This is a genomic window from Bacillus sp. es.034 (genome assembly GCF_002563655.1).
Classification (GTDB): domain Bacteria; phylum Bacillota; class Bacilli; order Bacillales; family Bacillaceae_B; genus Rossellomorea.
This window is the reverse complement of the sequence record NZ_PDIY01000001.1, coordinates 3,785,216-3,798,546: the sequence shown is the minus strand read 5'-3', so window position 1 is coordinate 3,798,546 and position 13,331 is coordinate 3,785,216. Positions and strand designations below refer to the sequence as shown.

The 13,331-nt window shown below is 44.2% G+C and carries 10 protein-coding genes; 7 read left to right on the top strand and 3 right to left on the bottom strand.

Annotation, left to right across the window (positions count from 1 at the left end):
- The first annotated feature begins 9 nt into the window (after positions 1 to 9).
- The 3 genes from ATG71_RS19330 (at position 10) to ATG71_RS19320 (ending at position 4,396) form a co-directional block, all read left to right on the top strand.
- Positions 10 to 879, top strand: coding sequence for a fumarylacetoacetate hydrolase family protein (locus ATG71_RS19330; protein ID WP_098441071.1), 870 nt, complete (start codon positions 10 to 12; stop codon positions 877 to 879).
- Positions 880 to 951: 72 nt separating this feature from the next.
- Positions 952 to 1,323, top strand: a complete 372-nt coding sequence (locus ATG71_RS19325; RefSeq protein WP_098441070.1) for a YisL family protein — start codon at positions 952 to 954, stop codon at positions 1,321 to 1,323.
- Positions 1,324 to 1,483: 160 nt separating this feature from the next.
- Complete coding sequence (locus ATG71_RS19320) at positions 1,484 to 4,396, top strand: bifunctional diguanylate cyclase/phosphodiesterase (protein ID WP_098441069.1); 2,913 nt, start codon at positions 1,484 to 1,486, stop codon at positions 4,394 to 4,396.
- Positions 4,397 to 4,460: 64 nt separating this feature from the next.
- Here the strand turns inward: ATG71_RS19320 and ATG71_RS19315 are convergent, their stop codons facing one another.
- On the bottom strand, positions 4,461 to 5,024 hold the full coding sequence (locus tag ATG71_RS19315) for a DUF2777 family protein (protein ID WP_098441068.1): 564 nt from the start codon (positions 5,022 to 5,024) through the stop codon (positions 4,461 to 4,463).
- Positions 5,025 to 5,173: 149 nt separating this feature from the next.
- Between ATG71_RS19315 and asnB the strand changes: the two genes are divergently transcribed.
- The 4 genes from asnB to ATG71_RS19295 all read left to right on the top strand — a co-directional run bounded on the left by asnB (position 5,174) and on the right by ATG71_RS19295 (position 11,190).
- Complete coding sequence (gene asnB / locus ATG71_RS19310; RefSeq protein ID WP_179886586.1) at positions 5,174 to 7,030, top strand: asparagine synthase (glutamine-hydrolyzing); 1,857 nt, start codon at positions 5,174 to 5,176, stop codon at positions 7,028 to 7,030.
- Between the two features lie 335 nt (positions 7,031 to 7,365).
- Positions 7,366 to 8,889 (top strand): phytoene desaturase family protein, encoded by a 1,524-nt coding sequence (locus tag ATG71_RS19305; RefSeq protein WP_098441066.1) that lies wholly within the window; start codon positions 7,366 to 7,368, stop codon positions 8,887 to 8,889.
- A complete protein-coding gene (locus tag ATG71_RS19300; RefSeq protein ID WP_098441065.1) occupies positions 8,886 to 10,388 on the top strand; it encodes a phytoene desaturase family protein in 1,503 nt (500 codons plus the stop codon). The genes ATG71_RS19305 and ATG71_RS19300 overlap by 4 nt, the downstream gene beginning before the upstream one ends.
- Positions 10,354 to 11,190, top strand: a complete 837-nt coding sequence (locus ATG71_RS19295; RefSeq protein ID WP_098441064.1) for a phytoene/squalene synthase family protein — start codon at positions 10,354 to 10,356, stop codon at positions 11,188 to 11,190. The genes ATG71_RS19300 and ATG71_RS19295 overlap by 35 nt, the downstream gene beginning before the upstream one ends.
- Positions 11,191 to 11,298: 108 nt before the next feature.
- Here ATG71_RS19295 and ATG71_RS19290 read toward each other — a convergent pair whose 3' ends face one another.
- Together ATG71_RS19290 and ATG71_RS19285 are read right to left on the bottom strand one after the other, a co-directional pair.
- On the bottom strand, positions 11,299 to 12,684 hold the full coding sequence (locus tag ATG71_RS19290) for an ammonium transporter (protein ID WP_098441063.1): 1,386 nt from the start codon (positions 12,682 to 12,684) through the stop codon (positions 11,299 to 11,301).
- A 62-nt stretch (positions 12,685 to 12,746) separates the two neighbouring features.
- Positions 12,747 to 13,088 carry a P-II family nitrogen regulator gene (locus ATG71_RS19285; protein ID WP_098441062.1) on the bottom strand — a complete coding sequence of 114 codons (342 nt, stop codon included), beginning with the start codon at positions 13,086 to 13,088 and terminating at the stop codon, positions 12,747 to 12,749.
- Between the last annotated feature and the right edge of the window lie 243 nt (positions 13,089 to 13,331).

Below are 13,331 nucleotides of genomic sequence, written 5' to 3'. Positions count from 1 at the left end.
TGAATGAGGATGAAATTCGTTAGCTATGCAGTTGAGGGGAAAGAAACGTATGGTGTGGAAGTTGAAGGAAGGATCATTGATTTAGCAGGGGTGGATGAATTACCTGGGGATTTACTTCAGGGAATCGAAGCCGGGGAAGGTTTTCTCCAACGTGTGGAAGGGGTTCTTAGAAAGAATGCTGGAGCTCTGCCATCTTTCGCAAAGGATGAAGTGCAATGGCTTTCCCCGATTACGAAAGTGAAGAGAAACATCATGTGTGTAGGAAAGAACTATCGTGAACATGCCATTGAAATGGGTGGTGAACAGGATATCCCGAAGAATATCATGATTTTCACGAAAGCAACCCAAACGGTCATCGGTCACGGGGAAACGGTGCTTCATCATGATGACATCACGGAAGAGCTGGATTATGAAGGGGAACTGGCCGTGATCATCGGAAAGAAAGGGAGAGGGATTTCTCCTGAAGAAGCGATGGACCATGTGTTTGGTTATTCGATCCTGAATGATATCACAGCCCGTGATCTCCAAAAAAAGCACGGACAGTTTTTTATCGGGAAAAGTCTGGATACAACTTGCCCGATGGGTCCATTCCTTGTGACAAAGGATGAAGTGGATGACCCTCAGAATCTCACCATCACCACGATGGTCAATGGGGAAATCCGCCAGTCTTCCAATACGGGACAGATGATTTTCTCCATTCCGACGATTATTTCCACCCTCTCTAAGGGTATGACCTTGTTGCCGGGGGATGTCATTGCAACAGGTACACCATCAGGAGTCGGAAAAGGCTATAAGCCGCCACGCTTTTTGAGAAAGGGAGATGTAGTGGAAATCGAAATAGAAGGATTGGGAGTTTTGACAAATCCGTTACAGGATTAGTTAAAATTTCTGTTGGTGTACAGACTGTGGTAATATTATGAGCGTAAACTATCTACCTGTAGGAGGTTCAATATGTTTGATAATACACATGCCCATATTACAACGTGGGTCGTTGCCATCATTCTTTTCTTTGTAGCGGTCGGATTGCATAACGCAGGGAAGAAAAAAGGCATGAAAGTTGTACATATGATCTTACGATTATTTTACTTGCTCATTATTCTGACCGGTGCCCTTTTATTCTGGAAGCATCAGGGAATCAATCCGGCCCTTTATGGCATTAAAGGATTGGTGGGAATATGGGTGATCGGGATGTTTGAGATGATCCTGGTCCGCATGAATAAAGGGAAAAGCACGAATGTATTGTGGATTGTCATGGTGATCGCGCTGCTCCTTGTTCTGTATTTGGGACTGCGTTTACCACTTGGTCTTCATCCATTTGCATAAGGTTTAAAAAGTCTGCTCATTTATGGAGCGGGCTTTTTTATTTACCTCTTTTCCCCTTGATTAAGGACTTAGCTGCTGCCATTTTCATATAAATGGATATCCAAATCTGTCGAATTGTGGTATTTTGATAGAAACGATGTCTTTCAAGTAGGTGTAGAAAATGGTGAAGTCCTTTCAATTCATATATAAAGGTGAACAATCCTTAAATCAATTTATTCAAGAGCACGGTATAGATCAATTTCCTTCCCTCCTGATACAGGCCTTTGTCGGCGATTCCCCTTTAGCGATCATAGAAGGTCTGCAAAATCACTTAAACCACATATTACCCCGTGGGACCCTCATTGGCTGCAGCTCGAACGGTCAAGTCATAGATGGGTCGGTTGTTTCAGAAATCGTTTTATCATTTACGATATTTGAAACCACTACGATAGAATCCCTTTTACAAGAAAAGTCAGGTACAAGTAAGCAGATCGGTAATCAATTGTATGAATCTGTTGGTAAATCCGACACCAAAGCATTCATTATCTTTGCGAGCCACTTACAGCTTGGCGTTCAGGAATTTTTGGAAGGTGTATCGGAAAGAGGGGATGAAGTCACCATCGTCGGTGGTGTTTCTTCTGATTTGCCTCTTAAAAGGCCGGCATATGTATTCACGAACCACGAAATATCAAGCGAAGGCTTTGTTACGGCCTCATTGAGTGGTGAAGAATTGAAGGTCCATTCCCATAGCATAGAAGAATGGCAGGAAGTTGGCCCAGTCTTCAACATCACGAAAGCAAAAGGGAATATTTTGGAGGGTATCAATCATGTGAAACCGATCCGTATACTTGAAACCTATTTAGGGAAGAGGTTTGTGGAGGATCTTCCTGACTCATCGATCGAGTTCCCTTTTCTATTGCAAAATAAGAATGATAAAGTGGCGGTCTATATCGTGAATGTGCTGCCAAATGGGAGTGTTGAACTCAGTCAGGAAGTGACGGAGGGTGACACGGTGTCGTTTGGATTTGTGGATGTACAGGATTTAATCCGCTCCACAACAAAGCTCTTGTCCCGATTGAAACGCCATCCGGTAGAAACTCATTTTGTATATAATTGTATAGCCAGAAGAAGGTATGTTCGCGATGTGACGAATCAGGAACTTTCCTATCTAAACCGGATATCGCCCTTGACGGGTTTCTTCTCTTATGGAGAATTGGGGATCAGTGGGAAGAAACCGAAGCTGATGGCTCATTCCCTTTCATATCTTGGATTGTCTGAAGGTGTCCGTGAACCCATCAGGGGTATGAAAATCGATTTTCAATTAACCCCTGAAGCCGATGTTATGATGAGTTTAACCCATTTAATCAATACAGCAGAAAAGGATATTAAAGAATTAACACAAAACATCCAGATTTCTGAGGAGTATTACCGTTCCCTCTTTGATAATAATACGGATTTTGTCTACAGTACCGATCTGAACGGCCGGTTTAATTCCCTCAACCCTTCTTTCATGAAAACATTTGGATTTACGAGGGAAGAGGTTCTTGGGAAATCAGCCCTCAACTTTATCAGGAAAGAGGACGCCGTGCGGGTAAGGAGGCATTTTTACCGGGCCATGGATGGTAGGGAGCAGTATTATGATCTTCCCATTGCATCCAAGAAAGGGGAAGTGAATTTCTTTCAAATCAAGAATATCCCGATTACCGTTGAGGGTAAATGTGTCGGGATCTTCGGGATAGGGCGAAATGTCACGAAAGAGCGTCAATTTGAGAAGAAAATCACGCAGCTCGCATATTATGACGGTGAAACCGACCTTCCTAATAAGATGAAGTTCCGGGAAATGGTAGACGAGCATATTCAACGGGCGAAGAAGAAGAAACGGCAGCTGGCGGTATTGTTTCTGGATATGGATCGTTTCAAGATGATTAATGACACTCTTGGTCATATTGTAGGAGATGTAATCATCAAAGAACTTGCCCAAAGGATTCAAGGCATTCTCCCGAAAGGAGCCTATCTCGGCCGATTCAGTGGAGACAAATTTACGGTGCTTCTTACGAAAGAGGTGAATGAGGCCGCTATTTCAGATATCACTGGGGATATTTTGGAAACCATCCAGGCACCTTTTTCTTATCAGGGCAAAGAATTCTACATGTCTGTCAGCATTGGTGCTGGCATCTATCCCCGGGATGGGGAAGAGACTGCCGACTTGTTAAGAAATGCCGATTCTGCACTAAATTGGGCTAAATTAAATGGCGGGAATAATACCGTTTACTTTTCAAGGGATATGGAGGAAGAGATTACGAGGAAGGTGGAGATGGAGGCCCATCTTAGAAGAGCCATTGAGAAACAGGAATTGTTCATCGCTTTTCAACCCATCATTCACATACAGGGTCAATCCCTGATTGGCTGTGAGTCATTGCTCAGATGGCAGCATCCATCCTGGGGATTGATATCGCCGGGTGAATTCATTCCCCTGGCAGAAGAAACAGGGCTGATTCATGAAATCGGAAAATGGGTCCTGGTCGAATCCTGTATACAGTTAAAAAAGTGGTTAGACCAAGAGGCGGGGAAGTTCTATATATCTGTGAACGTTTCAGCACGGCAATTCCAGCACCCTACGTTCCTGAATGATGTGGAAGAGGCGTTGGCCATATCCGGGCTGCCAGCGGAATACCTCTGCTTGGAACTGACAGAAACGATCATGCTTCATGACGCCGCTCATACAATCGACGCCATGAAATCACTTGCCGGCCTTGGGGTGAAGCTTGCGATTGATGATTTCGGCACGGGTTATTCTTCTTTAAGTTATTTGAAGCATCTCCCCCTTCATATCCTGAAAATCGATCGTTCGTTTGTACAGAATATGAGCGATCATACACCTGATGTCGCGATCGTTCAATCCATTTCCACCATGGGGAAGGGATTGAACATGAAAGTGGTGGCTGAAGGTGTGGAAACTCCCGGGCAACTAGAATTACTGAAGGAGCTTGGCTGTGATTTTGCACAAGGATTTCTAATCGAAAGGCCGATGTCACTGGAGAAAATGAACACCTTTTTAAAGAAAAGGCACCTCGTGACAAGCCGGGATATATAAAAAGACAAATGCCTGTCGGGTACATTACCTGACAGGCATTTATCTTTTTGATCTGGTATTCAGATCAAATATTGAAACTTTCTATTACAATTCGTCTACCTGTACTTAAAGTGAATTCAAAGCGGTCGCGTTTCTTTTTATAGTAGGTGAAGTGATGCTGGACAGCACATACTTCCACACCGTTATCAAACGTGATGAAGTTTACGCCTTCCTTGATTTTTTGGTTTTCGAGGAATACAAGGTGGTTATGGCAAAAGATACTGTCATAAATCGAATAGCCCAGGTTATTTAAGGCTGTTGTAAACTGATGAAAGGCATCATCCGAAATCTCTTCTAATAAATGCTCCAGTGAATACAATATATTCTTCTTTATTTGAATTCGATCGCCATTCTCGATTCTTATTCGCTCATAAGGGGTGACGATGAGACCGTCTTCCAAGAGTACGCCAGAAAGCCACTCTCCATCTCTATACACTTTCAGTTCATGATTGAGGTAAAATTCGAGCTCAGATTCTTCCTCGGCGTCGATCTCGAAAAAGAACCATGTATCTTCTTCGAATAAAGCAGTGCCTTCGGAAAAAGATCTTTTTTGGGATTTTAAAATGTTTGATCGAAAAATGTTGCTCAAGTGAATATCCCTCCTTAACTACATTTCTTGTCATAATTATCATATTTCATTCACGTAAAGATTGATTGAGACAATTAACCATTTCTCTAAAAGGGGCATAGAATAATTTATGTGTCAGTGAGCCCAGTTTGTTTGACTAGAAAGTGAGGATGATCACTATGTGCGGAATTACAGGTTGGATCCATTATAAACAAGATATGTCGAATGAAAAAGAAGTGGTTGAGAAAATGGCGGAAACCCTTTCTAAAAGGGGACCTGACGAAACGAATGTCTGGGTCGACCAGCATGCTGCGTTTGGTCATAAACGATTGATCGTAGTCGATCCTGCAGGAGGAAGGCAGCCTATGAGCCTCCACCATAACGGACACACTTTCACCATTTGCTATAACGGAGAGCTGTACAATACAGAAGACCTTAGACAAGTACTTATAGAGAAGGGGTATACCTTCAAAGGGCATTCTGATACCGAGGTCCTGTTATCCTCTTATATTGAGTGGAGGGAAGAATGTGTTCAGCACCTGAACGGGATCTTCGCCTTTGCCGTATGGGACAGTGAGAAGGGGCATGCATTTATAGGTAGGGACAGAATGGGCGTAAAGCCTTTATTTTTTGTTGAAAAGGATGACGGGATCCTGTTTGCATCAGAAATCAAAGCTTTACTTGCTCATCCTGATGTTTTGCCACAGGTGGACCTGAAGGGGCTTTCAGAAGTGCTCGGTCTCGGTCCATCCCGCACTCCGGGGAATGGTGTGTTCAAAGGGGTGAAGGAACTGCGTCCTGCCCATAGCATGATCTTCTCCAAGGAAGGTTTGAATGTATGGAGATACTGGAATGTAAAAAGTGAGGAGCATACGGATTCGTTCATCGAAACGGTCTCGAAAGTGCGCGTTCTGCTTACGGATGCCATAGAGAGGCAGCTTGTTTCCGATGTACCCTTGTGCACATTCTTATCGGGAGGACTCGATTCCAGTGCCATTACGGCGGTGGCAGCAAATTCATATAAGGAAGAGGGGAAAGGGAAACTTCATACGTACTCCATTGATTATGAAGAAAATGATCAATACTTTAAAGCGAATGATTTCCAACCGAACTCCGATGCCCCTTGGATTGAAAAGATGACAGCTGAATTCGATACGATTCATCACAAATGTGAGATCAGTCAACAAGAGTTAAAGGACCATCTGATTGAAGCGGTGCATGTAAGGGACCTTCCGGGAATGGCCGATGTGGATTCATCTCTCTTATGGTTCTGCAGGGAAATCAAAGAGGATTTTACCGTCGGGCTGTCTGGTGAATGTGCAGATGAAATCTTCGGGGGGTATCCATGGTTCCACCGTCCGGAAGATTTTAACCGAAGAGGATTCCCGTGGATGCGTTCCACAGCGGAACGACAGGGTCTTCTTAAAGAAGAATGGAGCAAGAAACTGAACCTTGAGGAGTATGTCCTCGAGCAGTATGATCGCACGGTTGCCGAAACCCCGTTGTTGGATGGGGAGAATGAAGTGGAGACCAAAAGGAGACAATTATTCTATTTAAACTTACTATGGTTCATGACGACTTTGCTGGATAGAAAGGACCGAATGAGTATGGGAGCGAGCCTCGAAGTCCGCGTCCCGTTTGCCGATCATAGACTTGTAGAGTATGTGTGGAACATCCCGTGGGAGATGAAAATGCACGAAGGAAGGGAAAAGGGCATTCTGAGGAAGGCACTTGAAGGGGTACTTCCCCATGAAGTCCTTTACCGAAAGAAAAGCCCATACCCGAAAACCCATCACCCGGAGTATACCAAACTGGTCGGTGACTGGCTCAATGAAATCCTGGAAGACAAATCAAGCATTCTCTATGAATTATTTGACGAAGAGAAACTCAAAGAAATCGTCGCAAGCGGAGGAGCAGCCTTTGAAGTTCCCTGGTACGGCCAGCTCATGACCGGTCCCCAACTACTCGCCCACCTTGCCCAGATCCATGTGTGGTTCAAGGATTATAATATTGAAATTGTGGAGTAAAGCAATTGAGGAAAGGGACTAAGAATTTAGAGACAGGTATAAACATAGAATGAAAGTATGAATGATTGAAATGGAGGCATAGTAAAGGGTAAGAATCCTTTACTATGCCTCCTATTTGTTCAGGTGTTGAATTTTGTTGCTCATTAGCAACAAATACATGGAAAAGAGATCCGATTGCGGTTTGAAAGGGTTTATTGAGTGTAGGACAAGTCCAATGAGGAGAAAATAACAAATTTAATTGGAAAAATGAAGTTTATTATTTTTTCATAGTGGAAAACAATTGTATAAGTGTTGTATAATAATTGTACAAATAAAATACATTGGAGGCTATAATGATGGCCGAAAAGATAATCGTCATCGGTGCAGGTCCCGGGGGCCTGGCCGCGGCAATGCTTCTTGCCAGTAAAGGGTACAAAGTAGAAATCTATGAGAAGCAATCATTTGTGGGCGGACGAAATGGTTCTGTCACGATGGATGGCTATACATTCGATATTGGGCCGACATTCCTCAGCATGCCGGAAATAGCAGAAGAATTATTCGAGGCATCAGGAAGGGATCTTCATGATTATGTTGACCTGCGGGAGCTTTCCATGATGTATGAACTCATTTTTAAAGATAAAAAAGTCAAAATGTATAAAGATCCCGAAGCGTTATCGGAGGAAATCGAACGGCATTATCCAGGGAATGCAGAAGGATATTCACGTTTCATGAATGATACACGTAAAAAAATGGAGCGTTTGAAACCGATTTTACAGAGCCCAATGGATCGATATTATCAATATATTAGTTGGAAGGTGTTGAGGGCACTTCCTCAATTATCTCTGGGTAAATCCCTATACAGCGTGTTAAGTGATTACTTTACAGAACATGAATTGCGACTGGCGTTCACCTTTCAGTCGAAATATCTAGGCATGTCCCCCTGGGAGTGTCCGGGTGCCTTTTCCATACTGTCTTTCATGGAGCACGAATACGGTGTCTTTCATCCGATCGGTGGATTGAATCAACTATCGAAAGCCATGGCAAGAGTGGTGAAGGAGCATGGAGGCTCAATCCACCTCGGGCACGGTGTCAGGAAGTTGTGGATTGAAGACGGAAATAACGTAAAAGGAATCATAACAGAAGATGGAGAAAGCATTGCCGCAGATGAAGTGATCATCAACGGGGACTTTGCCCATGTCATGACCAACCTGGTGGAAGATGGGGTTTTGAAAAAATACAGCAAAGAAAAGCTGAAAAAGAAAAAATACTCCTGTTCCACATTTATGATGTATCTCGGGCTTGATAAACAATATGATCTTCCCCATCACAGTATCTTGTTTGCGGAGGATTATCGTAGAAATGTAGAGGAGATAACGAAAACATTTACCCTTTCGGCGGACCCTTCCATTTATATCCAAAATGCATCAGTGACAGACCCGACACTTGCTCCGCCGGGGCATTCCACATTATACATCCTTGCACCGGTCCCTAATAATGTAAGCGGGATTGATTGGACGGAAATTGAACAAATGTTCCGGGATCTGGTATTGGATGCCGTTGAGAGCAAGACAGGTTTAGAGAATATCCGCGATCATATCAAGGTAGAAAAGATCATCTCTCCCCATCATTGGGAGACAGACTTCAATATATACGAAGGTGCCACCTTCAATCTTGGTCACCAATTGACGCAAATGATGGCACTCCGCCCGCATAACAAATTTGAAGAACTCGACCACTGCTGGTTGGTCGGCGGAGGTACGCATCCAGGGAGTGGATTGCCTACAATATTAGAATCTGCGCGGATCACAACCAATATGTTAATGAATGAAGACCCTTCGTACTCGTTCACTAAAGAACAAACGATGGAGGAAGCTCTATGAAAACAGCAGTCGTAGGATCAGGTATCGGAGGGTTGATTTCGGCATTGTTACTCGCGAAGGATGGTCACGATGTCACGGTTTATGAGAAAGAGTCGACGATCGGTGGACGTCTTGCCTTTGTTCAGGAAGGGGATTACAAGATTGATAAGGGACCTACCATTGTCCTGCTGCCAGACATGCTCATGTCCATTCTTTCAGAGGCAGGCATAGATACGGATAAAATCGAATTCGTCCGCTGTGATCCCCTCTATGATGTTCATTTTGCAGATGGGCAAACGTATACGAAATATGCCGATATCCATAAGCAATATGACGAAATCAAGGAGAAGTTTCCAGGGGATGAAGAGGGCTTCCTTCAATTTATGAGGGATATGGAAGAACGATTTGCAATAGGGAAGCCCCAATTTCTTGAAACGTCCTTTCTGAAAACGAGGGATTATCTCAATCCCAAAACGCTTGGTTCATTGCTTAAGCTAAAGGCATACCGCAATGTGATGGGGAACTTACAGCATTATTTTCATCACGGGAAATTGCAGACAGCGTATGGATTGCAAACACTGTATATCGGAGGGAACCCCTACACCACCCCGGCAATTTACAGCCTGGTATCCTACAGTGAACATAAGCACGGCATCTATTATATAAAAGCGGGATATGCGGGCTTACTGGATCATGTGAAGGAAGCGTGCAACCTGCATGGTGTCACGATCAAGACCTCCTTACCCGTCTCTGAAATCGAAACAAATGGAGGCAAAGCGACTCATATCATCCTTGGGGACCAGAGGGAGCCGGTCGATTCGGTTATCATAAATGGGGATTTCCCTACTGCATCCAAATTAGTCAGGAAGAAAGCGCCCAAACCGTATAAGCCTTCATCAGGTTGTGTGCTTTTATATATGGGAGTCGACAGGAAGTATGATGATAAGGAAATGCATCAATTTTATTTAAATGAAAATTTCTCGCAGAATATGGAGGATATCTTCAAGAATAAGAGAATTCCTGAGGAACCTTCCTTTTACGTATTCAATCCTTCCAAGGTCGATTCTTCACTTGCCCCTGAAGATAAGAGCGTCCTGTATGTCCTCATACCGGTTCCGGTGTCGGAGAAATTGGATTGGAAAGAAGCTTCAGAATTTCTTTCCGACCTTGTAGTGGATACAATGGAAGAAAGGGGATTCGAAGAACTGAGAAAACAGATTATATGGATGAAAATCAGAACGCCTGAAGAGGCAATGCAAGAAGGGTTATATTCTGGGGGAAGCTTCGGAATTGCGCCAAGCTTGGTTCAATCCGGTCCCTTCCGACCTCAGGTACAACCCTTTCCGGAGAAGAACATCTTTGCTGTCGGGGCATCCATTCACCCTGGCGGAGGAGTACCGATTGTCATGCAAGGTGCGAAGCTCGTTGCCCAAGCTTTTAAAGAATATTGCAAAACAGAATCAGAAAGGAAGGATGTGTCCTTACATGAACAAGATCTTGGAAGCATACGATCATTGTGAGAATATCATAAAGGTTCATTCCAAAACATTTTACAGAGCTTTTTCCTTACTTCCTAAAGATCAAAAGAAGGCTGTATGGGCTGTGTATGCCTTTTGCCGCAAAGTAGACGATATCGTTGACGAGGGCACGAATCCTTCAGGGGAATTGCGCCGGTTCGAAATGGAATTCGAATCGTATCTGACCGGTTTTTATTCCCCGGATGAGCCAATGTGGGTAGCACTGGATGATGTGTTTAAACGGTTCAACATGGATGTTCAAGCTTTCCGGGATATGATAAAGGGGCAAAGGATGGATCTTGGTGAAAGGGTCTACGTCAATATAGACGATGTCCTTGACTATTCCTATCACGTGGCGAGCACTGTAGGATTAATGCTCCTCCCCATCCTTGCCCCCGGGAAAGAACAGTCATTGAGGGAAGATGGAATCTATCTTGGTTATGCTATGCAGCTGACCAATATATTAAGAGATATCGGCGAGGATCTTGAAAGGGGACGACTATACATCCCTCAGGATCTATTAGTGAAATATGAGTATACCGTAACGGATTTAAAAGAACATAGAATCAACGAGGCATTTCAGTCTATGTGGGAAGAGATGGCCCGACTTGCAGAAGATTACTATGAAAAAGCGTTTCGTACCATGAATCTTTATCCTGTATATTCAAGGACCCCGGTAAAAGGTGCTGCCCTGTTATACCGTGCGATTCTGAACGAGGTCAGAACGAATCACTATAATGTTTTTTCCAAGAAGCACTATGTATCCAAAGATGCAAAAGAAAAGATCATTTCATCCATTTCATAAATAAGCTCGTATGGAGGCTGTACGGATGCCTTCCATATGAGCTTATTGTTGTCCCGCACCCATTTTGGAAAAGAAAAAAAGAGCCGCATAAAGCAGCTCTTACTCAAATTAGATTGTGTTCCGTTGTTTCATATCACTTACGTTTCCTGTTCCAATCGAGTTCAATCGCTCGACTAAGTCAGATCCGAATGGGGAAGCGGAAGAAACGTTCGATTCCAACACTGTATCCTTTAATTCATAGGCATTGGAGCCATGCTCCGTAAAATCGAGCCCTGAAAGCTCTTCTTCACGGGAGACACGAATACTTGATATTCTTGTTACGATGAATAGGAATCCACCAACGGTGACAGTCGTCCAGGCAATGACTGCCAACACCCCAAGGGCTTGAGTGGCGACGAGGGCAGCACCTCCACCATATAAAAGTCCGTTCTGAACATCGAATAATCCCACAGCGACCGTACCCCATATTCCACAAATTCCATGAACGGCAATGGCTCCAACAGGATCATCGACTTTCAATTTCGAATCGATGAAGGTCACGGCCTCGACCAGAACGATTCCCGCGATCAGACCGATCAATAACGAGCCTGATAGAGATACATTGGCGCAGCCGGCGGTAATTCCAACAAGTCCACCGAGGGCACCATTCAGTGTAAGGGATGGATCAATTCGCTTAAATCGGATCAATGTGTAAAAAGCGGATGAAAGAATGGCGGCGGAAGCTGAAAATAAGGTCGTCGTGATGACGTGCGGGACAAGGGTGGGATCAGCGGCCAGGCTGCTTCCTCCATTAAACCCGAACCAGCCGAACCAGAGGATGAACACGCCGAGTGCACCGATGGGAATATTATGCCCCGGGATGACATTCACTTTTCCTTTGCTGTATTTCCCAACGCGGGATCCAAGGAACAGGACTGTGATGAATGCGCCTACTGCGCCTGTCAAATGGACGACAGTAGATCCGGCGAAATCGACGAAGCCCATCTCAGAAAGCCAGCCGCCGCCCCACACCCAATGTCCGACGATCGGATAGATGATTCCTGTCATGGCGATGGTCAAAAGGATATAGCTTTTGAGTTTCATGCGTTCAGCCACAGCACCGGAAATGATCGTGGCACATGTAGCGGCAAATACGGATTGAAATAAGAAGAAACCGATGTCTTCCCGTCCTGATAGGAAAAAGCTGTCCGTGCCGATGACGCCGCCAGATGACCCTCCGAACATGAATCCGAACCCAGCGATGAAATAAAGAACAGAGGCAATGGCTACAGTTAAGAAGTTTTTCATGAGGATATTAAGAGAGTTCTTGGCGCGGGTGAATCCGGTCTCGACCATGGCGAATCCGGCGTGCATGAAGAATACAAGGACTGCAGCAATCATGACCCACAGGGAGTCGACGGATGCTTGAACAGACTCTGCGGTAGGGGCAGCTGCGAAAGCGGTAGTGCTTACAGAAAACGACAGGAACAGAAGCGACGTAATTTTTTTAATCAATGGAATCCCTCCAATATTGGTTTGGTAAAACGGCTTAGTGGTTGAGTGAAGAAAGAAGTGATCTACAAAACGGCTTTTTTTCCTCGTTCGCCTGTACGGATTCGGATGACATCTTCGACGGGATAGATGAAAATCTTACCGTCCCCAACGGTGTCCGTACTGCAATGTTCCACGATGAGATCAATGATGTCTTCCACCTGCCCATCGTCGATGATCATTTCAACCTTAACGCGGGGGACTAACTGCAGTTCGAATTTATTCCCCCTGAATATCCCCTGCTTTCCTTTTTGCTTTCCACAACCAGCTGCCTCTGATACGGTCAGGCCGCTGAATCCACGAAGGCATAATGCTTCTCGCAGGGATAAAAATGCTTCTGCACGAATAATGGCTTCCACTTTTTTCATTAATGATTTCCTCCTTTTGTAAATTTGATCTTTGTTCATGTTAGGTTTTATGACATGAATAAGTTATATCATTTATCATATTCAGAAAATAACAAAAGTTCAAGTATTATTTTGCAATGAAAGCGTTTTTATGTAAAAAAACTTAACATTTATAAATGAGGGCGTTTTCATTTGGAGAAAAAAGAGTCAGCTCGACAGGAGAACTGACTCTTTTAAATATTGGAGGGGAGGGGGGAGTTCACA

Coding starts and splice junctions, on each gene's coding strand:
- ATG71_RS19320 (WP_098441069.1), top strand. CDS start 1,484: ATGGTGAAGTCCTTTCAATTCATATATAAAGGTGAACAATCCTTAAAT.
- ATG71_RS19285 (WP_098441062.1), bottom strand. CDS start 13,088: ATGAAAAAAGTGGAAGCCATTATTCGTGCAGAAGCATTTTTATCCCTG.
- ATG71_RS19305 (WP_098441066.1), top strand. CDS start 7,366: ATGGCCGAAAAGATAATCGTCATCGGTGCAGGTCCCGGGGGCCTGGCC.
- ATG71_RS19295 (WP_098441064.1), top strand. CDS start 10,354: ATGAACAAGATCTTGGAAGCATACGATCATTGTGAGAATATCATAAAG.
- ATG71_RS19325 (WP_098441070.1), top strand. CDS start 952: ATGTTTGATAATACACATGCCCATATTACAACGTGGGTCGTTGCCATC.
- ATG71_RS19330 (WP_098441071.1), top strand. CDS start 10: ATGAAATTCGTTAGCTATGCAGTTGAGGGGAAAGAAACGTATGGTGTG.
- asnB (WP_179886586.1), top strand. CDS start 5,174: ATGATCACTATGTGCGGAATTACAGGTTGGATCCATTATAAACAAGAT.
- ATG71_RS19300 (WP_098441065.1), top strand. CDS start 8,886: ATGAAAACAGCAGTCGTAGGATCAGGTATCGGAGGGTTGATTTCGGCA.